This is a genomic window from Microvirga sp. P5_D2 (assembly GCF_054049475.1).
Genome location: NZ_JBFUMH010000007.1, coordinates 1 through 20,579, shown reverse-complemented (window position 1 = coordinate 20,579; position 20,579 = coordinate 1). Strand labels below are relative to the sequence as shown.

19 protein-coding genes are annotated in these 20,579 nt (G+C 61.7%); 8 read left to right on the top strand and 11 right to left on the bottom strand.

The window, feature by feature from the left end:
• Positions 1–29: 29 nt before the first annotated feature.
• A complete protein-coding gene (locus tag ACXJKO_RS04360; RefSeq protein ID WP_457089859.1) occupies positions 30–863 on the bottom strand; it encodes a universal stress protein in 834 nt (277 codons plus the stop codon).
• A gap of 175 nt (positions 864–1,038) precedes the next feature.
• Between ACXJKO_RS04360 and ACXJKO_RS04355 the strand changes: the two genes are divergently transcribed.
• Entirely contained in the window at positions 1,039–2,898 is a 1,860-nt protein-coding gene (locus ACXJKO_RS04355; protein WP_457089858.1) for a PHA/PHB synthase family protein, read from the top strand.
• Between the two features lie 20 nt (positions 2,899–2,918).
• Here the strand turns inward: ACXJKO_RS04355 and ACXJKO_RS04350 are convergent, their stop codons facing one another.
• The 3 genes from ACXJKO_RS04350 to ACXJKO_RS04340 form a co-directional block, all read right to left on the bottom strand.
• Entirely contained in the window at positions 2,919–3,992 is a 1,074-nt protein-coding gene (locus ACXJKO_RS04350; protein ID WP_457089857.1) for an NAD(P)-dependent alcohol dehydrogenase, read from the bottom strand.
• A gap of 187 nt (positions 3,993–4,179) precedes the next feature.
• On the bottom strand, positions 4,180–4,761 hold the full coding sequence (locus tag ACXJKO_RS04345; protein WP_457089856.1) for an Hsp20/alpha crystallin family protein: 582 nt from the start codon (positions 4,759–4,761) through the stop codon (positions 4,180–4,182).
• A 280-nt stretch (positions 4,762–5,041) separates the two neighbouring features.
• Entirely contained in the window at positions 5,042–5,656 is a 615-nt protein-coding gene (locus ACXJKO_RS04340; protein WP_457089855.1) for a DUF6448 family protein, read from the bottom strand.
• Positions 5,657–5,840: 184 nt separating this feature from the next.
• Here ACXJKO_RS04340 and ACXJKO_RS04335 point away from each other — a divergent pair, with 184 nt between their 5' ends.
• Together ACXJKO_RS04335 and ACXJKO_RS04330 are read left to right on the top strand one after the other, a co-directional pair.
• Positions 5,841–6,401 carry a Spy/CpxP family protein refolding chaperone gene (locus ACXJKO_RS04335; RefSeq protein ID WP_457089854.1) on the top strand — a complete coding sequence of 187 codons (561 nt, stop codon included), beginning with the start codon at positions 5,841–5,843 and terminating at the stop codon, positions 6,399–6,401.
• Positions 6,402–7,106: 705 nt separating this feature from the next.
• Positions 7,107–9,041, top strand: coding sequence for a M2 family metallopeptidase (locus ACXJKO_RS04330; protein WP_457089853.1), 1,935 nt, complete (start codon positions 7,107–7,109; stop codon positions 9,039–9,041).
• Positions 9,042–9,440: 399 nt separating this feature from the next.
• On the opposite strand, the gene ACXJKO_RS04325 is transcribed toward ACXJKO_RS04330, so the two are convergent.
• The 3 genes from ACXJKO_RS04325 to ACXJKO_RS04315 all read right to left on the bottom strand — a co-directional run bounded on the left by ACXJKO_RS04325 (position 9,441) and on the right by ACXJKO_RS04315 (position 10,928).
• Positions 9,441–9,689 (bottom strand): biotin/lipoyl-containing protein, encoded by a 249-nt coding sequence (locus ACXJKO_RS04325; RefSeq protein ID WP_457089852.1) that lies wholly within the window; start codon positions 9,687–9,689, stop codon positions 9,441–9,443.
• Positions 9,690–9,788: 99 nt separating this feature from the next.
• On the bottom strand, positions 9,789–10,022 hold the full coding sequence (locus ACXJKO_RS04320) for a hypothetical protein (RefSeq protein WP_457089851.1): 234 nt from the start codon (positions 10,020–10,022) through the stop codon (positions 9,789–9,791).
• A 69-nt stretch (positions 10,023–10,091) separates the two neighbouring features.
• Positions 10,092–10,928, bottom strand: a complete 837-nt coding sequence (locus ACXJKO_RS04315; RefSeq protein ID WP_457089850.1) for a universal stress protein — start codon at positions 10,926–10,928, stop codon at positions 10,092–10,094.
• 363 nt (positions 10,929–11,291) lie between these two features.
• Here ACXJKO_RS04315 and ppsA point away from each other — a divergent pair, with 363 nt between their 5' ends.
• Positions 11,292–13,724, top strand: a complete 2,433-nt coding sequence (ppsA, locus tag ACXJKO_RS04310) for a phosphoenolpyruvate synthase (protein WP_457089849.1) — start codon at positions 11,292–11,294, stop codon at positions 13,722–13,724.
• Positions 13,725–13,749: 25 nt separating this feature from the next.
• On the top strand, positions 13,750–14,802 hold the full coding sequence (locus ACXJKO_RS04305) for a glucokinase (protein ID WP_457089848.1): 1,053 nt from the start codon (positions 13,750–13,752) through the stop codon (positions 14,800–14,802).
• Positions 14,803–14,804: 2 nt separating this feature from the next.
• Here ACXJKO_RS04305 and ACXJKO_RS04300 read toward each other — a convergent pair whose 3' ends face one another.
• The 4 genes from ACXJKO_RS04300 to ACXJKO_RS04285 all read right to left on the bottom strand — a co-directional run bounded on the left by ACXJKO_RS04300 (position 14,805) and on the right by ACXJKO_RS04285 (position 18,721).
• The gene (locus ACXJKO_RS04300; RefSeq protein WP_457089847.1) at positions 14,805–15,644 is read right to left on the bottom strand and encodes a universal stress protein; all 840 of its coding nucleotides are present in this window, start codon (positions 15,642–15,644) and stop codon (positions 14,805–14,807) included.
• Between the two features lie 337 nt (positions 15,645–15,981).
• On the bottom strand, positions 15,982–17,418 hold the full coding sequence (glgP, locus tag ACXJKO_RS04295) for an alpha-glucan family phosphorylase (RefSeq protein WP_457089846.1): 1,437 nt from the start codon (positions 17,416–17,418) through the stop codon (positions 15,982–15,984).
• Positions 17,419–17,436: 18 nt separating this feature from the next.
• Positions 17,437–17,601, bottom strand: coding sequence for a hypothetical protein (locus tag ACXJKO_RS04290; protein WP_457089845.1), 165 nt, complete (start codon positions 17,599–17,601; stop codon positions 17,437–17,439).
• Positions 17,602–17,731: 130 nt separating this feature from the next.
• Positions 17,732–18,721, bottom strand: a complete 990-nt coding sequence (locus ACXJKO_RS04285; protein WP_457089844.1) for a 1-phosphofructokinase family hexose kinase — start codon at positions 18,719–18,721, stop codon at positions 17,732–17,734.
• A gap of 126 nt (positions 18,722–18,847) precedes the next feature.
• Here ACXJKO_RS04285 and ACXJKO_RS04280 point away from each other — a divergent pair, with 126 nt between their 5' ends.
• The 3 genes from ACXJKO_RS04280 to ACXJKO_RS04270 form a co-directional block, all read left to right on the top strand.
• Positions 18,848–19,303, top strand: coding sequence for a hypothetical protein (locus tag ACXJKO_RS04280; protein WP_457089843.1), 456 nt, complete (start codon positions 18,848–18,850; stop codon positions 19,301–19,303).
• A gap of 139 nt (positions 19,304–19,442) precedes the next feature.
• Positions 19,443–20,264 (top strand): universal stress protein, encoded by an 822-nt coding sequence (locus ACXJKO_RS04275; protein ID WP_457089842.1) that lies wholly within the window; start codon positions 19,443–19,445, stop codon positions 20,262–20,264.
• Positions 20,265–20,290: 26 nt separating this feature from the next.
• On the top strand, positions 20,291–20,579 hold a 289-nt coding region (locus tag ACXJKO_RS04270; protein ID WP_457089841.1), incomplete at its 3' end, for an STAS domain-containing protein.

Below are 20,579 nucleotides of genomic sequence, written 5' to 3'. Positions count from 1 at the left end.
TGCTCTCCAGGCAATTGGCACGGCCCGCCTCAATGGGCCACCAGCAGCGGGCTGTCCGCTGCGGACAAAATATCCCGCGTCGCACCACCGAACACATGCTCCCTGAGGCGGGCATGGCCGTAGCCGCCCATAATGATGAGATCCGCCGAGACGCTCCGCGCCTCGTCGAGGATGACATCGGCGACGCTGCGGTCCTGGCTCTCGGCCGTGGCGACCTCCGCGACCACGCCATGCCGGGCGAGATGGCCCTCCACCTCCACCCAGGGCATCGTGTCCGGCGGGGGATCCACGACGAGGACAACTATGCGCTTCGCCTGCTCGATGAAGTCCATGCCCTCACGCAGGGCGCGGGCGGCCTCGCGGCTGCCATTCCACGCGACCAGCACGGTCTGGATCGGCCCCTGCCGATGGCGACCGGGCGGCACGAGCAGAAGCGCACGCCCGCTGCCGAAGAGCACCGCCTCGACAAGGTCCGGCCAAACCGGTGTCTCGGTCCCACCATAGGGCAGCGTGGCGATGAAGAGATCGGCGCAGCGGGCCTGCTCCACCACCTTTCCCGACAAGGCGCCGAAGATCTCGTCGAGCCGCCGCAGCTCGCTCGGCACATGCAGGCTGGCCAGCCGCTCGGTCAGCCGCTGGGCGGTGGCGTCGCCGTCCTGGCGGGCCTTGTCCTCCAGCTCGGTCAGCACCTGCATCGCGGCCGCACTTACGTCTATCGGCATGGCGACGGTGAGGTCGGGCAGCAGGTTGGTGAAGATCCCGATCAGGTGGGCCTGCCCGGCGGATGCGATGGCCTGCCCGTGCTCCAGACGGATCTCATCCTCGGCGCTTCCGTCGAGATGCACCATGATGTCCCTGATCATCGCCCTCTCCCCCTGCGTACCCGCACACACCTCTTGTGCCGGAGCTACTATCGATCATCATGTGGTCGAAACCAGGGTGGATACTTTGATCTGGAGCAATTCGCCTGAGAATGTCTGGGGCTAGTATCAAACAATCTACTGGTCTCGGCACATGTGGCAAACCCTGGAGGTTGCGATGCCGTYCCGTTCATCCGGTGCTCTCGCAGGCGGTCGCGCGCCCAGCGCATCTGTCGTCCCGCTGCCTGCGAGGATGCCCGATCCGGCTCCCTCCCCCGCAGCGCCCTCGGCCGACCTGTCGGATGATGCCGAGCTTCACCAGGTCCGGGATGCCCTCGATCATGCCGCTCATGCCAGTCTGGCGCACCTCACGGGCGGCTTGTCGCCTGCGGCACTCACCGCCGCCTACATGGATTGGGCTGTCCATCTTGCCATCTCGCCGGGCAAGCAGGTCGAACTCGCCGCAAAGGTAGCCCACAAGTGGACCCGTCTGGCCCAGTTTGCCACTCGTTGCGCCATGAACGGTGGGATCTGCGAGCCATGCATCGAGCCGCTGCCCCAGGATCGTCGTTTTGTCGGGGACGAGTGGCAGCGCTGGCCCTTCAACATCATTCATCAGGCTTTTCTGCTTCAGCAGCAATGGTGGCACAACGCGACGACCGATATCGATGGCGTCACCCGGCAGCATGAGGCAGTGGTCGAGTTCGTCTCGCGCCAGATCCTCGACATGGCAGCGCCTTCGAACTTCGTGGCCACAAACCCGATGGTGCAGCGGCGCATCCTGGAAACGGGCGGCCAGAACCTCGTGCAGGGAGTCGGCAATTTCCTGGATGATTGGCAGCGGATCGTTCGCTCAAAACCCGCGGTCGGCACCGAGGCTTTCCAGGTCGGTCGCGACGTGGCCGTCACCCCCGGCAAGGTGATCTACCGCAACCGTCTCATCGAGCTGATCCAGTATGCGCCAACGACGGATCATGTCCGACCTGAACCGATCCTGATCGTGCCCGCCTGGATCATGAAGTACTACATCCTCGACCTGTCCCCGGCAAACTCTCTGGTCCGGTACCTGACGGTCCAGGGCTTCACCGTGTTCATCATCTCCTGGAAGAACCCGACCGCGGAGGACCGAGATCTCGGGATGGACGACTACCGAAAGCTCGGGGTGATGGCCGCGCTCGATGCGGTCAGCGCCATCGTGCCGGACCGCAAGGTTCACGCGGTCGGCTACTGCCTCGGCGGCACGCTCCTGGCGATTGCCGCGGCTGCCATGGCGCGTAACAGAGACGAGCGCTTGCAGACTTTGTCGCTGCTGGCGGCGCAGGCCGACTTCCGGGAGGCGGGAGAACTCACCCTGTTCATCAACGAGAGCCAGGTTCACTTCCTGGAAGACCTGATGCGCAGCCAGGGCTATCTCGACACCCGGCAGATGGCCGGAGCTTTTCAGCTTCTGCGCTCGAACGACCTGATCTGGTCGAGGCTCGTGCGGCATTACCTGATGGGCGAGAGGACGCCCATGAACGATCTCATGGCCTGGAACGCCGACGCCACCCGCATGCCGTACCGCATGCACGCGGATTACCTGGAACAACTCTTCCTCGATAACGACCTAGCCGAGGGCCGCTTCAAGGTCGACGGCCGCCCCATCGCCGTCAGCGACATCCGCGCGACGATCTTTGCCGTTGGCACGGAACGCGATCACGTGGCACCGTGGCGATCGGCCTTCAAGATCCACCTGCTGGCCGACACGGATGTAACCTTCCTCCTCACGACGGGCGGCCACAACGCCGGCATCGTAGCAAACCCGGACCGTCCGGGCGGGCGTTTCCAGGTTCTGACGAAGTCCGCCACGGACCATTACCTCGATCCGGACACCTGGGCCAGGATCGCGCCCTGGCATGAGGGCTCGTGGTGGCCGGAATGGACGAAATGGCTGGCCTCGCATTCCGGCAGGACCACGCGTCCTCCCGCAGTGGGCTCGCAGTCGCGTGGCTATCGCGCTCTTTGCGACGCCCCCGGAACGTACGTCCTGCAAACCTAGTCCTGTGCACCCCGGCAGAGCTACGGCGTGATCGCCACCTTCAGCACGCCATCGCGCTGATGGCCGAACAACTCGTACGCCTCCTCAATCTGATCGAGCTTGAAGCGATGGGTCACCAAGGGGCGCGTGTCGACGCGTCCTGAAGCGACCACCTCCATCAGGCGCCGCATTCGCTCCTTGCCGCCGGGACAGAGTGTCGTCCGGATGGTGTGGTCGCCAAGCCCAGCCAGGAAGCCGTCGAGCGGGATCTTGAGATCGCCCGAATAGACCCCGAGCGACGACAGCGTGCCACCGGGACGAAGCACACGGAGGGAGGCCTCAAAGGTCTGCTGGCGTCCGAGCGCCTCGATGGAGACATCGACTCCGCGGCGATCCGTCAGGCGGCGGATCTCCTCGACCGGATCGACCTTCGTGAAGTCGACCACATGGTCTGCGCCCATCCGGCGCGCCATCTCCATGCGCTCGGGCACGCTCTCGACCGCAATGATGGTCGTCGCGCCCATCAGCCGTGCGCCGGCCGTGGCGCACAGGCCAATCGGCCCCTGCGCGAACACCGCCACCGTATCACCGATGCGGATGCGCCCGCTCTCCGCTCCGGAGAAGCCGGTCGACATGATGTCGGGGCACATGAGCACCTGTTCATCGGTGAGCCCGTCCGGCACAGGGGCAAGGTTCGTCATGGCATCAGGAACCAGCACGTATTCAGCCTGGCAGCCGTCGATGGTGTTGCCGAAGCGCCAGCCGCCCATCGGCTTCCAGCCGTGCTTGGTGCCGGCCCCGTCCTGAGAATGGCAGCCACACAGGCAGGCCGCGCTGTGTCCGCTCGGCGTGATCGCACCGGCGATGACCCGCTGGCCCTCGCGGTAGCCCTGCACCGCCGAGCCGAGCTTCTCGATGATGCCGACCGGCTCATGGCCAATGGTGAGCCCTCGGGCCACCGGGTACTCACCTTTGAGGATGTGAATGTCGGTGCCACAGATGGTGGTGGTGGTGATGCGGATAAGGGCATCAAGCGGTCCGACGTCGGGGATTGTCTTCTCATCGAGAACAATGCGGTCGGGCTCCACAAAGATGGCGGCTTTCATCTTGGGCATGGCAGTCCTCCCCGTTTGGTTCATGTGGGGCGTGTTCGCATCTGGAGTACGCGATACGGATCGTGGCGTAGTTGCCGGACACCGACATTGACCTGGATCAAAACCATTCGAGGAGCCTCGCCTCTCCGTGGCACAGGGCCGTCCTCAATGGGGACAGGTGCACGCCCACTATCACATGGGCTGACGRTCAGCCGGATTTCGTGTCTTCGGATTGGTCCGATGGACCGGTTGGCTCCGCCCCTCTTCCACCAGATGAGCCTTGGACAGTCGCGCCCCGTCCTTGAACCTGGATGCGCCGGGAGCGCTCCTGCTGGGTCGTCTTCGGCAGCGTCACCGTGAGCACGCCGTTCTCGAAGCTGGCCTGCACCTGCTCCGGATCCACCGGGAAGGGCAGCCGCAAGGAGCGCTGGAAGGTGCCGTAGGAGCGCTCGACGAAGTGGAAGTTCTCCTTATCGTCCTTGCGCTCGAACTTCTTTTCGCCCCGGATGGTCAGCACATCGTCGTCGAGGCTCACGTCGATGTCCTGCTCGGTGACGCCGGGCAGCTCTGCCGTGATGCGGATCTCCTTGTCCGTTTCCGACACGTTCATGCTGGCGTTGACGAAGGTGCCGACATCGCCCTGGCCTTGGCTGCTGGTCGCAGCGGGCAGACCAGTGCCGCGAAAGACATCGTCAAAGAGGCGGTTCATCTCGCGATGCAGCGAGAGAAAAGGATCACCCGGAACCATTCCGCCACCGGGACGGAAAGGGGTCATGGGGTTACGGGCCATTGTGCGCTCCTCCTCATTCAACCTGAGATCTGCGGCCGGGGCGTTCCGCCCCGGAAGGGCAATACAACTCGGACTGGATGTTGTCGGATCGGGCTTTTTCGCCATGGGCGGAGCCGGAGCGAAGGCGCTCGATCCGCAGGACAAATCATAATCCTCCATCGATCGCGCCGAAATGAAAATTAGGACTAGGTGGCGCCGCCGCCCGGAGTCTGTCGACAGCCATGTGGAGGCGCATCGCCGGCTGCACATGCTGACGATCAACGGCCGGGCTGGGCGGTCCTCAGTGCCCACACTCCTTGGCAGCCGCCGCTCCCTCGCCATGACCGCTCCCCTTCACGGCGAGGTAGATCCCTTCCACGTAGCCGATGAACCCGAGCTGCTCGCGGGCACGCTCGCGGGCGACAGGCAGGTCCGCCGCATCAACCGGTTCCCTGGGTTTGGCACCAGCTGCGTGAGTGAAGCGCTCGCGCACGCCGTGCTCGATCTCGCGTGACAAGAACTCCAGAAGAGTTTCGACCTTACCAGAGGCGAGGGCCTGCTCGGCCGCAGGAATAGCCGGACCGAAATCGGTCCCGGCCGGCTTGAGGCCCGTGTAGGGAGCGCCCTCCCCGGCCCGATGCAGCCGGACCGCCGTCTCCATAAAGTACCGGTCGGCCAAGGCCTTGGCCTCGGGCCCACCTGCCCGCACGGCCATGGCCTGGGCAAAGGCCGTCGTCAGCTCCGGCTCGTCGGATGCCGGGACATAGGGGAGAACGGCATTGACGTTGCTGGTGTCGAGCGCCTGCACTGCTTCCGACGTGACAGGTCCATCAATGCTGTCGCAGTGAGCGTGCGTGGGCGCGGCAACACCAAGGCTTGCTCCAATAATCGTTGCAAAGAGAAAAGGCCTCGGCATGGTTGGCTCCGCCCGGGATTGTTCGGGTTGCAATCGGCAGGTTACGTGAGTCCTCAGCCGATGAATTGCGGTTTGTCAAAGACGGCCAGTTCCTGCCGCCAGATCATGGATTCTGTTGGCGCATAAATCTGGAGCGGGGCAGGATTGATACGCTCTGTTCCCGATCCAGGCGGAGGAGAGTCTCATGAGAAAGCTGATACGTCTGGCAGGCATCCTCACAGGAAGCCTTTTTGTACTTGGTGCACCGGCCGTCGCGCAGAGCGTCGACGCAATGTCGGACATGATGATCAACAGTCCTGACAGATGCATGATGAGCCGCTTCTCCGCCGAGGACATGAGCGCCTTCGTCGATGCCCATATCGCGGCCCTGAAGGCCGGGCTGAAGCTGTCGGCCGAGCAGGACAAGTTATGGCCCCCCGTCGAAGACGCGATGCGTAATCTTGGGAGCCTGCACCTCACCCACATGCAGTCCGCGCACCAGGATCAAAGCATGACCGGAGACGATCCGGTCGGTCTGCTCCGCCGCATGGCGGACCGCATGAGTCAGGGCGCGGACGCGATGCGAAAACTCGCGGATGCGGCAGCTCCGCTCTATGCGATGCTTGATGACACACAAAAGCGGCGGCTTCATGCGCTCCGCCGTGCGGGCATTTGTGGCTCGGCCGGCGCGAGCATGATGGTCCCCGGCAGCCAAGACACGATGAGGAGATGGTTCCGTAATGATGATGATTCTGGCGAACGCTGAGGTGCCACCACTCTGTTCATATCGGCAGTCTCTGGAAACTTTCCCCTGCAGGACTCTTCAGTGCATGGTCGACAAGACCACCCCTTTTGTGGTTCAGGCTCGACATGGGTAGGCAATCAGACCGCAACAGCCGCGGCCAAGGGCATTCCGGCATTGGGTCGGATGATGAGCTCCGGAGGCCCTTCGGCGAGAGACGAACATAGCGAAAGTCTCTGCAGCATCAGCTGTCTAATCTTCGCCGTGGCAATCCAGGGGCACCCGCCATGACACGCCCTCTTCGCCTCGCTCTGATCATGCTTCTGATGTGCGCCGGCATCGTTGTCGCGGCGCCCCTTGTCACGAGGGTCAACACAAGCGAGCGGGCCTTGACTGCTAAGCCTGGTCCGGCCCTGGCGCGTGAAACCTTCGTTCTTCAGGTCGACCGAAGGTCCGGATGCGTCTGGCGGGTCTCAACCACGACCGGCCGGCGTGAACTGGGCTTTCTACCCTGTCGGCGAACCAAGCAGCATCTGGACCTCCGGCTTCTGTCGGGTCCGCAGGTGAGACGGGAAGCCCAGACTGCACCGACGATCCGCAACACGACAGGCCAACGGAGGTCTCGGTAAGCTGATGAAAACACAGCGGCACAGCAGGGTGAGCTCTCCTAGCCGACCGACCCGCGTCGCATCAGGAACGGGCCCTGGTGAGCAGAAGGCGCAACCGATCATGGCAACAGCAATCCGATCCACGGTATTTGCCCTCACCATGCTCCTCGCCAGCTGTATCCCTGCCCTGCTAAACTCAGTGGCTCTGGCGGCTTCACCGGTCGTGGAGGCGGATAGAGAGCCAGCCGCTGCTGATGTGCCCACTGCAACGGAAGCTGAGGCCTTTCTTGTCCGCGTGGAACAAGAGCTGGCAGACTTCTCCGTCCTTGAAGCCCGCGCTGGCTGGGTGAACAGCACCTACATTACTGATGACACGGACGCGCTCGCCGCCTATTTCGGAGCACGCGGAACCGAGATGGGCGTCCGCTTTTCCCTTGAGGCAGCCCAGCATCTCAAGACGGAAGGCCTGAGCGACGACACCCGGCGCAAGCTCGACATCCTGCGCAGTGGGCTTGATTTGCCGGCGCCAACCAGCAAAGGAGCCGCCGCCGAGCTCAGCACCATCGCAACACGCCTGACGTCCGCCTATGGCCGGGGCCGTGGCAGCCTGCGCGGCCAGTCCATCCCCGGCAAAGACCTTGAGATCGAGATGGGCACCAACCGTAACCCGGCCGAACTCCAGGAGATGTGGACGAGCTGGCACAGCAGTGTCGGGGCGCCAATGCGAACGGACTACACGCGGCTGGTGGAGATCGCCAACCAGGGGGCACGCGAGCTGGGCTATGCCGATGTCGGGGCGCTCTGGCGCTCGCGGTACGATCTCTCGCACGAAGCATTCGCCGCCCTGACAGATCAGCTCTGGGCTCAGGTGAAGCCGCTCTACGAGCAGCTCCACTGCTACACCCGAGCCAAGCTGCACAAGTACCACGGCGACGCTGTCCAGCCGGCCACCGGCCCGATCCGCGCCGATCTTCTCGGAAACCTGTGGGCGCAGGAATGGAGCGAGATCTACGATATCATCGCCCCCACGGGAGCCGGGGATGTCGGCTACGACCTCACGGATCTGCTCATCAGCCACAACTACGATGCCCGCCGGATCGTCAAGACGGCGGAGAACTTCTTCAGCTCACTGGGCTTCGCGCCGCTTCCCGAGACCTTCTGGCAGCGCTCGATGTTCACCAAGCCCGCCGACCGGGACGTGGTCTGCCACGCCTCGGCCTGGAACCTGGACAGCCGGGATGACCTGCGCATCAGGATGTGCACCGCAATCAATGCGACGGACTTTGTGACCGTCCATCACGAGCTCGGCCACAACTACTATCAGCGGGCCTACAACCGGCAGCCTTATCTCTACCGGGGCAGCGCGCATGATGGATTCCACGAGGCCATCGGCGACATGGTGGCTTTGTCGGTCACGCCCGAGTATCTCGTTCAGATCGGGCTCCTCAGCAAGGATCAGGTTCCATCTCCGGATAAGGACCTCGGCCTTCTGCTCCGCCAGGCGCTGGACAAGATCGCCTTCCTGCCGTTCGGTCTGTTGGTCGACCGCTGGCGCTGGGGCGTGTTCGACGGCAGCATTCCAGCCTCCTCCTACAACACAGCCTGGGACGACCTGCGCCGGCAGCACCAGGGCATCATCCCGCCAATCGAGCGGACCGAGGTGCAGTTTGATCCGGGCGCCAAATTCCACATCCCGGCGAACGTGCCCTACACGCGCTACTTCTTGGCAGGCATCCTTCAATTCCAGCTCTACAAGGCAGCCTGCGACCAATCCGGCTGGACAGGACCGCTTCACCGCTGCTCCTTCTACGGCAATCAAACGGTGGGACAGCGGCTCAACACCATGCTCGCTCAGGGAGCTTCCAAACCATGGCCAGACGCCCTTGAGGCCTTCGCCGGCACCCGCGAGCTGTCAGCCGACGCGCTGCTGGAATACTTCCGGCCGCTGACGGCATGGCTTCAGGAGCAGAATTCACAACGCCAGTGCGGCTGGCGACCATCCGGCGTGATGGGTGCAGACTGTCAGGTGCCTCTTACTATGGAGGCTTCCAACTGAATAAGTGCAGCCGCTCAGCCATGAAGCTTAACTCGGGCGCAATTCTGCGCTCCCAGATTAGATAGACAGACAACCTTCAGAGTATTTCTTCCCTCTGCATTCCCTCTTTGTCCTCGGCCATCGCTGGAGAAGGAGTTTCTTGTGTGAAGATATTTCGAGAGCACCATCGACGGGAGGAATTCTCCGGAGGCGCGTGCACAGAGCTGACAGTCGAGCATGCCCTCAGGTCATCGCGCAGAGCCGCCTGAAATCGTCCGCTTGCAGGCCCTGAGCCCGGCCGAAGCTGACCCGGCGCAGACCATCGAACGCATGGTCAATGACCACGACGGCTCCGCCCACGAACAATGATGCTGCTTCAAGAAATCCCGCCTAAAGGCCAGCTAACCAGCGGGAACCGGCCTATTCTGCTTCAGAACTTACGCGCGCGAGGAGTGTCCCTGGTTCGATCACGCTGCTTTCGGCAGTGGTGATCGCGAGCCGTCCGTGGGCTGGGGCCATGATCTCATGGAGCGCTTCTTCGATCCTGATGATCGCAACGGGCTCACCTGCGCGGACGGTCGCGCCGTTGGACACGAGCCAGCGTTCCAGTACGCCTTCGGGCAGGGTGGCCGTAGCCCAGAGATCGTCAGGGACTTTTAAGTCCAGCATGCTCAACTCCATTCCAAACCCTCGGTCGAAGTAGACTGAATATACCACGTTCCATGAGGCGAGGAATCAGCAATCGGTGCTCCTCCAGACGCGTGGTGCTTACGGCTCCGCACGTCGTCCCAACTTGCACGTCCCCTGAGCATGCTCAGCGATGGCAGTCATGGCCTCGTCAAGCGAAGCATAGGGGCCGGATGAGATCCCTTCGAGTCCTGTGTTTCGACTAACCTCGATTGTTACCTCATCCATGCGAATCCAGATATGGCCGATGATGGCTTTTGCGTCAGTCGCCACATCATAGCGGTGAGGTCCAGCAGGCCATACGAGCGTGTTCATGACTCACATCCCTCCAATGGCTGCTGCAAAACGCCTGTTGTCCGTCCGAGGGGGGATAGGCGACGACTTTCAGTGGGCGAGAAGTAGCGGAATCGACGTGCGGTGGAGCAGGTCGCGGGTTGCCCCGCCCAGAACCCACTCACGAAGACGGGTATGCCCGTAGCCGCCCATCACCATGAGATCCGCGTCACTTCTGGCGACCTCCCGAAGAAGGATCTCGGACACCTTGAGTCCGTGTGTATGCACAACGCGGATGCCGAGTTTGATCCCATGATGCTCCAAATGCCGAGCGAGCCGCGCCCCTCGGAGATCTCCCACATCGCCAGGTTCCGGTTCAACCATGATAGCGGTGATCTCGCGGGCTTGCTTGAGGAAAGGCATTGCTTCGGCCACAGCATGCGCCGCCTCACGACTTGCATTCCATGCGATCAGAACATGTTCAATGCCATGGCAGCCTGACAGATCTTCGGGAGCGATCAAAATGGATCGACCGGACCCAAACAGGATACCCTCAGCAATCCCAAGCCAACGGGGCGTGCCATCAGATGCATATGGTCTGAGCAGGACGCAGATGTCGGTTGCACGGGCTTCAGTGATCGCGGCTTGAACAATCTGGTCGAAAGAGGCGTCAATGCGACGCATTTCGAAGGGAAGATTGAGACGGGAAAGCTTGTTCATCAGCCTCTTTTCTATCCGATCACCTTCTACGCGAACCTGCGTGATCACATGCTCGAGCGCTTCCCTGTCGAAATAGCCGGCCTCGACCGGGATGCTTCCAGTGGTGAGCCGATGAAGGAACAGACCGGTGACGTGTGCTTGAAACATCCGGGCGATAAGCCCCGTGTAGGCAATTCGCCATTCGTCGTCGTCGGTTCCATCAAGATGCACAAGGATGTCCTTGATCATAGGATCCTCCGCATGGTTGTGAGGGGTGCGTGCGGCACCCTCGCAGACGGAATCTGGCAAAGGCGCCGGCCGCCATTGGCGTGATCTCTGCAGCCGTTCCTTGCAGTGACCCAGCCCCGGAAATGGTGTTGCCGACAATAATGGCATCTGAGGAAGACGTTCTGCCAGTCTCGGGCCCTGACATTGATGAAAGTCAAAATGGAGCGATGAATCCGCAGGTAATAATGATAGCCGGAATCCAGGCGCCCGCAGCCTGGTTTCTGCATATCGGAGGATTCACTCATTCTGTGTGGTCGCTAACTGCGCCATATGGAGTGAAGCGAATCCCCAGCGGTAGATACCCTACCACGGGATGGAGCGGCTATGCCTTCAGGCTATCAATTCATCCGGTTCTTCCGCGACATCGGGCTCAACGACGTTCCGCTTGTCGGGGGAAAGAATGCCTCCCTCGGAGAGCTCTATCGCGAGCTGGCGCCGATGGGCCTGCGTATCCCGAATGGGTTTGCTGTCACCGCAGAGGGATACCGGTCGACGTTGCAACACGCCGGTATCTGGTCGCGCCTGCACGCCACTCTCGAGCCCATTGATCCTGACAACCTCTCCGATCTGGCCGAGCGTGCGCATCAGGCACGAGAACTCGTTTACAACGCTCCCCTGCCCCAAGAGCTGGTTGATGGAATCCTCTGGGCTTATCAGGAGTTGGCAAGCGAGTATGGCTCAGGCTTGACAGTTGCCGTACGGAGTTCCGCGACGGCTGAGGATCTCCCGACCGCGAGCTTTGCCGGGCAGCACGAGAGCTATCTCAACATCGCCGGCGAGGGGCAAGTTCTCGATGCCGTACGCCGGTGCTTCGCAAGCCTGTTCACGGACCGAGCCGTCCGGTACCGGATCAATAACGGCTTCGACCATTTCAAGGTTCTGAATTCGGTCGGCATCATGAAAATGGTGCGCTCCGATCTCGCCGCGTCCGGTGTCATCTTCTCGATTGATACCGAAACCGGATTCCCCGACGTCGTGTTTATTACCGGAGCCTATGGGCTTGGCGAGAACGTGGTCCAGGGGACCGTCGACCCCGACGAGTTCTATGTTTTCAAGCCGACCTTCAAACAAGGAAAGCGCACGGTGCTCCGCCGGGCTTTGGGTACCAAGAAAATCAAGATGGTCTATGCTCAAGGCGGCACGCGCGAGCATACCCGCAACATTCCAACCGATCGGAAGGAGCAGGAGCGCTACTGCATCAGTGACGAGGAAGCGCTGCTCCTTGCTGATTCTGCCATTAAGATCGAGGAGCACTACAGCGGGAGAGCCGGCGAGAAACGCCCGATGGACATTGAGTGGGCGAAGGATGGAGTCGACGGAGAGATTTACATCGTCCAAGCCCGACCTGAGACTGTCGCGTCAAGKATCGACCGCAGCAAGCTTGAGGACTATCATCTGGCCGGCACAGGAACGGTTCTGATTACGGGCCGCGCCGTAGGAACCAAGGTTGCGGCTGGCCGGGCCCGCGTCATCGCCCATCAGGCCGATCTGGCAGCCTTCCAGCCCGGCGAGGTTCTGGTCGCTGATACCACCTCCCCTGACTGGGGTACCGTGATGAAGGCAGCCTCTGCCATTGTCACCAACCGGGGCGGGCGCACCTGTCATGCGGCCATCGTCGCCCGCGAACTTGGTCTGCCCGCCGTGGTTGGCACCGACCGCGCGACCCGTGCGATCCGCACCGGCGATCTGATTACCGTTTCATGTGCCGAAGGGATTACCGGCCGGGTCTATGAGGGCATAGTCCCGTTCGATGTTGAGACAATCGACCTGTCCGCGATGCCGCGCCCTGCTACCCGGATCATGATGAACGTAGGCGAGCCCGACAGCGCGTTTGCCTTGAGCTTCCTCCCGAACGACGGCGTCGGCCTTGCCCGGATGGAGTTCATCATCACGAATGCCATCAAGATCCATCCGATGGCCCTCGTTGATCCGGATCGCCTTGATCCCGCGGAACGTGTTGAAATCGAGCGATTGACGGAAGGCTACCCGAAGCCGGCGGATTATTTCATTGAGCGCTTATCTGAAGGCATTGGAACCATCGCCGCAGCCTTCTTTCCCAAACCTGTCATCGTGCGACTGTCGGATTTCAAGACGAACGAGTACGCCAACTTGATCGGCGGCAGAGCGTTCGAGCCCGAAGAGGCCAATCCAATGCTCGGGTTCCGCGGCGCCTCCAGATATGCCCACCCCGCCTATGAGGCCGGCTTTGCGCTTGAATGCGCGGCGCTGAGGCGGGCTCGTGAGGAGATGGGGTTGACCAACATCGTCCTGATGATCCCATTCTGTCGACGGGTGGAGGAGGCGGAACGGGTCATTGCAAAAATGGCTGAGTTCGGCCTCAAGCGGGGAGAGAATGATCTCGAGATCTATGTGATGTGCGAGATCCCGAATAACGTCATCCTGATCGATGAATTTGCGCGGTGCTTTGACGGCTTCTCGATCGGCTCCAATGATCTCACACAGTTGACGCTCGGGGTAGATCGGGATTCCGAGATCGTCGCCTTTGACTTCGATGAACGCGATCCTGGCGTCTTGAAGCTGATCGACCTTGCCGTTCAAGGCGCACGCCGCAACGGCCGCCATTCAGGGATCTGCGGCCAGGCTCYGTCCGATTATCCGGAGGTGGCGGAATATCTCGTCCGGCTTGGGATCGACTCGATCAGTCTCAATCCTGACTCTGTTCTCAAGACCACGATGCGAGTTCTTGAAATCGAGCGGGAGATCAGGCGAACCGCTGGCAAGCAAATCGCGATCTAGTTCATAGCACCTGGGACGCGAGCATATGTTCACATTCCCGGTCCTGATTGGCGACATCGGCGGCACCACAAGCCGGTTTGCGATCCTGCCCGGCCCTGGAAGAGATCTTTCACGTCCTGTGCTCATGCCAACGTCTTCGCGCGCGACCCCGGTCATGGCCATTCGCACGGCTCTGGATGAGCTCGGCGGCGAGCCCCCGCGCTCTGCATTCCTTGGTATCGCCGGACGCGTTGGCTCTTCTGTCGCTTCCTTGACCAATGCTCCCTGGATCGTCGATGCGGAACGGATCGGCGTCGATATCGGCCTTTCAAACGTCGTGCTGGTCAACGACTATATTCCGGTTGCCGCCGCTACTCTGCTCCTCAATCCGGAACGGACGGATGAGCTTGTGCAGCTTGGGCCGACCCTTCCCTGTGGAAACGGTGCCCGTCTGGCCCTGGGCTCCGGCACAGGGTTGGGTGTTGCTGCCTGTATTCCGGTTGGACAGCGCCACTGGCTTCATTCCACCGAGGCGGGCCACATCGATTTCGGAGCGTGCCAGGTGGAAGAGCTTGCAACTTGGCCTTTCATCGACCATCCGGGTGGCCGGATCACGGCTGAAGCCGTGCTGTCCGGACCTGGTCTGGTTCGCCTCTATGGCGCGATCGCACGCCGGATTGGCGCCCCGGCGACCTGCGAGGAGCCTGCCGATGTGATCGCGAAAGCAGTCGGTCGCCAAGAAAGAGCCGCGTCCGAGGCGACCCGTCTTTTCGCGTCTCTCCTGGGGCGCTTCGCGGGCGATCTGACCCTCATCCTCGGCGCCACTGGCGGCGTTTTCCTTGGCAGCGGCATCCCCCGGCGGATCCCGAGCATGCTTGGCCACGGTGAACTGCGGACTGCCTTCGAACATAAGGCACCGTTTGAGGAGCTGATGCGGAAAACCGCAACCTTCATCATCACTCATCCCGAGCCAGGCATGCTGGGCCTCGCACTGGTGGCAAGCGCTCCGGACCAGTTCATTTTTGAGGCCCACGGATGGACCGCGCCTGAGGCTCCCATCAGGAGGGCCTCTGGGCCCGAAGAGTTCCAGTGCTCGTAAGCTCAGTGCGAGAGGAGGCAGCATTTCGGGCTATGCAAGAGCAGATCGCCGGTAACCCCGCCGAAGATCCATTCCCTCAGCCGCGCATGGCCGTAGCCACCCGCCACAACGAGGTCCGCATCCACTTGTTCGGCAACAAGAAGCAGCTCATCGGCGACGGATCTCTCGCGCTGCGTTCGGACTTCTGCTTCCGCGACCACTTTGTGCCGCTCCAGATAGGAGACGACGTCGTCTGCCCGTACGGCCGCGGGATCAAGGCCACGTTCCTCAGCGACCTCAATCACATGGACGCGTTCGGCTCTTTCCAGAAACGGCAGGGCATCCCATACGGCCCGGCGTCCCTCACGCGTGTCTTTCCACCCAATCAGGATGCGCTGTGCCTCGAGAGCACCCGTTCCAGGGGGCACCACGAGCAAGGGGCGACCCAGGCGCATCAGGATGTCTCCAGGATCGGCAGCCTGGGGCGGGTTGCGGCGGATCCGCTCCAAGTCACGTCCCACGATAACGACGTCGGCAGCACGCGCCTCTCGGGTGATGAGATCGGCCGGCCGCTCGATGGCCGAGCGCCAATCAGTGGACAAACCCTTGCAGAAGGGACTCTCGCGAAATCGGTCCTCGGCGGCGCTCAGATCCTCCTTGAGACGCGTCTCCTCCGCAGCAAAGAGTTCACCATCGATGACCACACCATACGGATCAGCGATGGGCAGGGGTAGCAATGCAGAGCCTGCCACTCCGATCAAAGTCGCATCGAATCGTTTCGCCAACGACGCGGCGAGCTCAATGCGTGCATCCGAGGACGTGCTGTCAATTTCAACGTGGACGAGGAACGATCGGTAATCCATGTCAAACTCCGTTCGGGCTTTGCGCCCTGTGGCTGTGATGCAGTATCAGCCTCATCCCTCCACGCCCGGCGCCTGTAGGCCGGCCGTCCGCGTCCCTGAGGGCACTCACTTACCGGAAGGCAGATGACGGCTTCCCTCCCGAGGTCCTTTCACTGCCCGCCCAGCTGTATCCAGAATGCCAAGTCCCGGTCTCGGGATATTGCGTTTAATCAATCACAGGAGGAGTTTTGCGCAGGACGCCGGATGCTGGGCCGTGTGCGTGGTCTGTATACCTGCCATCGTGTGATTGTGATGATGCGTTGAGTGGTTTGGACGTCTTGATGGAGGACATCTGCCGTCACCGCAAATAAGCCTCGCTGGCGTAGCGCCGCATCATGTGCTGACTGTTGAAGATCGGGCCAATTCTGCTGATCGTCTGCTTCATCATCCAGATCCACCGTGATCTGTCTTGTGTATAGAGCGGAAGAACGACCGTCTCCAATTTGTCGTAAAGAACCCTGGCGTGATCCGCTGTGGCCCCTTCAGGTGGATGGTCAATGCTCCAGCCCGTGATTCCCTCCTCACAAGCCTCAAGCCACCATCCGTCAAGAGTGCTCAAGTTCAGCACCCCATTGAGGGCGGCTTTCATGCCGCTTGTTCCGGAGGCTTCCAACGGCGGAAGCGGCGTGTTGAGCCAGATATCGCTGCCGGCCACGAGCGTCTTGGCCATCTCCATGTCGTAGTTCGGTATGAAGATGATGGGAACGTCACGGGCGTGGCGAGCATGCCCGGTGATCTCCTGGATCAGGGCCTTCCCACCCTCATCCCGGGGGTGGGCCTTTCCGGCGACGATGATCTGCAGCGAGAAGCGTCGGTGGAGGGCACGAAGGCGTCCCACTTCGGCAAAGAGCAAGTTCGGGCGCTTGTACCCTGTCATGCGCCGTGCGAAGCTGAGTACCGGTGAGTCAGGATCCAGGCCGATGCCGACGCGAGACCTGAGCAAAGCCAGYAGTTCGCGCTTTGCCTCCAAATGGGCTTCCCAGACACTCCCATCGCTGAGCTGATCGGCACGCGACAGCACTTCTGGCTCATGGCACCAGTGAGGGAGTATGTTCTGGAACACTTTCGCGAAGGCCGGATGGGTCCAATGCTCCACATGGACTCCGTTGGTGATGGCGCGAACGCGATAGCCAGGAAACAGCTGCCGCGTCGTTTCAGCGTGGCGCCGGGCGACGCCGTTGACGTAACCACTCAGGCTCAACGCAACCCGCGTCATGTTGAGGCGATCCGGCCCTCCAAGGATCTTCAACTGGTCGAGATCAATGAAGTCGCCAAGGATCCGGCTAATGTCCTTATAGGCGAAACGATCATGACCTGCCTCGACTGCCGTGTGCGTCGTAAAAATGCATTGCCTGCGAACAGGGGCGATATCGTAAGGGCTGGGCTCCGGCAGGTTGTTTGAACTCGCGCGACGGTGGCGACGCAAAAGAGTGGGGGGCAGAAGCGCTGCATGTCCCTCGTTCAGATGATACGTTTCGATACTGAACCCGAGCGCCCGCAGGATACGCTCGCCACCAATCCCAAGCACGGCCTCCTGCTTGAGGCGTTCGACTTCCCCGCCACCGTAGAGCTGACCTGTGATGTTACGGTCCCGAGCATCATTTTGATCGAGGTGAGTGTCCAGGAGAATCACCGGAACCTTATATCCGAGGGGAGATGCGAGCTCGTAAAGCCAGGGACGTATCCATACCTCGCGTCCGTCGAGTGCGACGGCGACCATTGCCGGCAGTAGCACAGCCCATATCTCCGGCTCTCAGGGATCAGGACGGTCGATTTGCCCCCCATCCTGATCGATCGTCTGAAGGAGGTATCCGTCCCGGCTGGCCAGCGTGACGAACACCATCGGGAGCTCCAGGTCGGCGGCGGAGCGTGCTACATCGCCCGCAAGGACACCAAGACCGCCTGCGTAGGTATGCATCTCGGGCCTTAGCGATTTCCATGGTGAGATAGGCAATCCGCGTTTGCGGTAGATAGGTCTCGATCGCCGACACAGCCACTCTCCCCATCCGCGCAGCGTCAGCTCGGTTCACGAGCGACGTCTTCAGCAATCAGGAACGACGGCTGGAGCGCTGAGCCTCACTGACAACCTCCAGGCGATCATCCGACGATCGCCCTTCGGTTGAGGCCTCATAAAGACGCTCCACATCCTCCCGCTGGCAGAGCTCCGTCCCCGGCGTCATGAGCGTGGCTGCCCCCGCAGCCATCCCCAGGCGCACGGCGTGATGAAGGTCCAGGCCCCGCGTAAGCCCGAAGACAATTGCGCCAACCATGCTGTCTCCCGCCCCAACGGCGCTCCGGATGGGAACCGCAATGGGAGCCAGCCACTCAGCTTCCTCTGCCGAAACCAGAAGAGCGCCTTTGGCGCCCAAGGAGACCACCATGACCTCACTCACACCTTGTGCGATCAGGCTACGGGCGGCGGCAATCTGGTCGGCCTCCTCGGGGAGATCCCGGCCCACCCATTCCTGAAGCTCGCGAAGGCTTGGCTTCAGGAGATACACTCCCGAGCGGGTCTGACGCAGCGCGTCTCCCGACGTATCGAGCACAAAACGGGTTCCGAGGTGTTTTGCCAGATCGGCCACTTGCTGAAAGAAGTCGGCGGGAGCCCCGGGCGGTAGGCTGCCGCTGGCGACAATGAAACGGGCACTCTCAGCCAGCCGCGCGAGACGAGCGAGACAGGCCTGCCATTCCTCCTCTGCCAAGGTCGGGCCGGGCAACACGAAGCGATACTGCTGTCCGCTCCGCCGCTCATCAACCGTGAAGCTCTCTCGTGTGACCCCCATGATCGGAACGCGGCAATAGAGAATGTGCTCCCGGTCCAGCAGAGCGTCCAGAGCCATTCCGACTGCTCCACCGGCAGGGAACACGGCAAAGGCATCACCACCGAGGGTCCGGATCACCCGTGCTACATTGATCCCACCCCCTCCCGGGTCGTACCGGGGCGCCCCACAACGGATTTTGTCCGTAGGGATGACCGCGTCGGCGCTTGTGGCGATGTCCAGTGCCGGATTCATTGTCAAGGTGATAACCTGGGGCATTTAGATTCCTCTCGCGATTGAAAGGTAGGACAGGCACTTGAGCTGACATGATCAAAGATAGCGGAGTTAAAGAAACTGACTGCTTGATCTATGATGGCCTGACCTGCTTCGCTGCGAGATGGTGCCATGGAAACCGATCCGGCGACTTTTTCTCTTCCCGAAATGATGGAGCCCGAGCTGGCTCGCCTCCAGACCTATTGGAAAGATCTTATCCGCGGGGAGAATTTCATGCCCTTCTCGGATGATATCAACCTGTCCGCGATTCCGGAACTCACCAGCCGCGTCATCTTGGTGCAAGCCTTCGAGAATCCGGAGCGCTTCCGCTTCGAGCACGCCGGAGAGCATATCACATCGCAATACGGTACCCCCTTGAAGGGATTGTTCACGGACGAGGTCCGGCAGCACGGGCCCTTGGAAGGACTGACGCGGCAATGCAGCGTCACGGTCGCGCGCGGTGCTCCGACATTTTTCCGATCTGCCGCCGGTGAAAAGGCCGCAGACTATGCGCGAATTCTCCTGCCGACATGGGGTGAGGGCCATATCATGCTGCTCCTCGGTGCGGTGGTCAGCTCTTCCAGCTAAGCTTCTTCGTCAACTTTCGACGACGTCCGCCAGTCAAGATTGCGTTAAGTCAAAGTTGGCGATCTCCTTTGTGACACTCTCTCTCCAGGGCGTGAGCAGTGATTGATGGGCAATCCGCGTAGTCCTGTGGGAGAGAGGCATGGCCCTCAAGGATCTCTTGGTTTTGGTCGGCCGGGGCATGGAAGCAGCCGGTGTCTATGCACTGTCGCTCTCAGCAGCCTGTGGCGCCTCCCTGACCGCGGCAACTCCCATCATCGAGCCTTCGCTCCCGCCCAACCTCGCCGCTGAGTTCTCGGAGGATGTTCTCTCCCGCATCAAAGAGGATGCCGAAGCTGCAGCGAGTAAGGCCATTGACGAATTCTCGCAAGCAGCCCGAGACGCCAACGCGTCGATCGATATTGTGAGATTCAAGGCCCTTGCCGGAGATGTCGGCTATTCCTTGAGCCAATTGGCGCGCTGCTTCGATGCGATCGTCCTACCACAGCCCGATCCGAACGGCGTTGACACCTCTGACATTGTTGAAGCGTGCCTCTTCGGCTCGGGGCGGCCTCTTGTCATTGTGCCGTATATCCGGACACGCCCCGCCATCGGAAGTGTCCTGATCGCTTGGGACGGCGGTCCGCCGGCGGCGCGAGCCGTCGCCGACGCCCTGCCGATCCTGGCGCTCGCCCACCATGTGGAGGTTGTCACGATCAGGAAAGAAGAGAACGAGAACCCCCATCTCTCGGGCAGAATGCTGGCCCGGCACTTGGCCCGGCATGGGGTTCAGGCCGACGCGAAGAGACTTCTCATCGATGACATTGACGTCGCCAACATGCTCCTGTCCCACGCGGCCGACACGGGCGCCGACCTGATCGTCATGGGTGGCTATGGCCATTCGCGCCTACGGGAGATGGTTCTCGGCGGCACAACCCGGGAGATTCTCCGCTCCATGACTGTTCCGGTGCTCTTGTCGCATTAGGCCTCACGCAGGAGGAACGAGCCACCATGACCCTCGAGGGTTCCGTCCCCCTTCTCGATCGGCCGGACAGTCTTTCACGCCACCCGCCGCAGTGGAGGCTCGGGCGGGATGGCCGGGAGGCCGTGGTCGAAATTTCAGGCTCCTGGAGCGCGGAACAAGCCACCGCCATGGAACTCGTCGCGGCAGACCTGATCGCCACCGCCAAGGGCACACAAATAACGTTCGATCTCTCCCGTGTCGAACGTCTCGATACCGCGGGCGCTTGGCTTCTGGACCGCACCCGACACGAGCTCAGGACTAAGGGCTGCACCATCT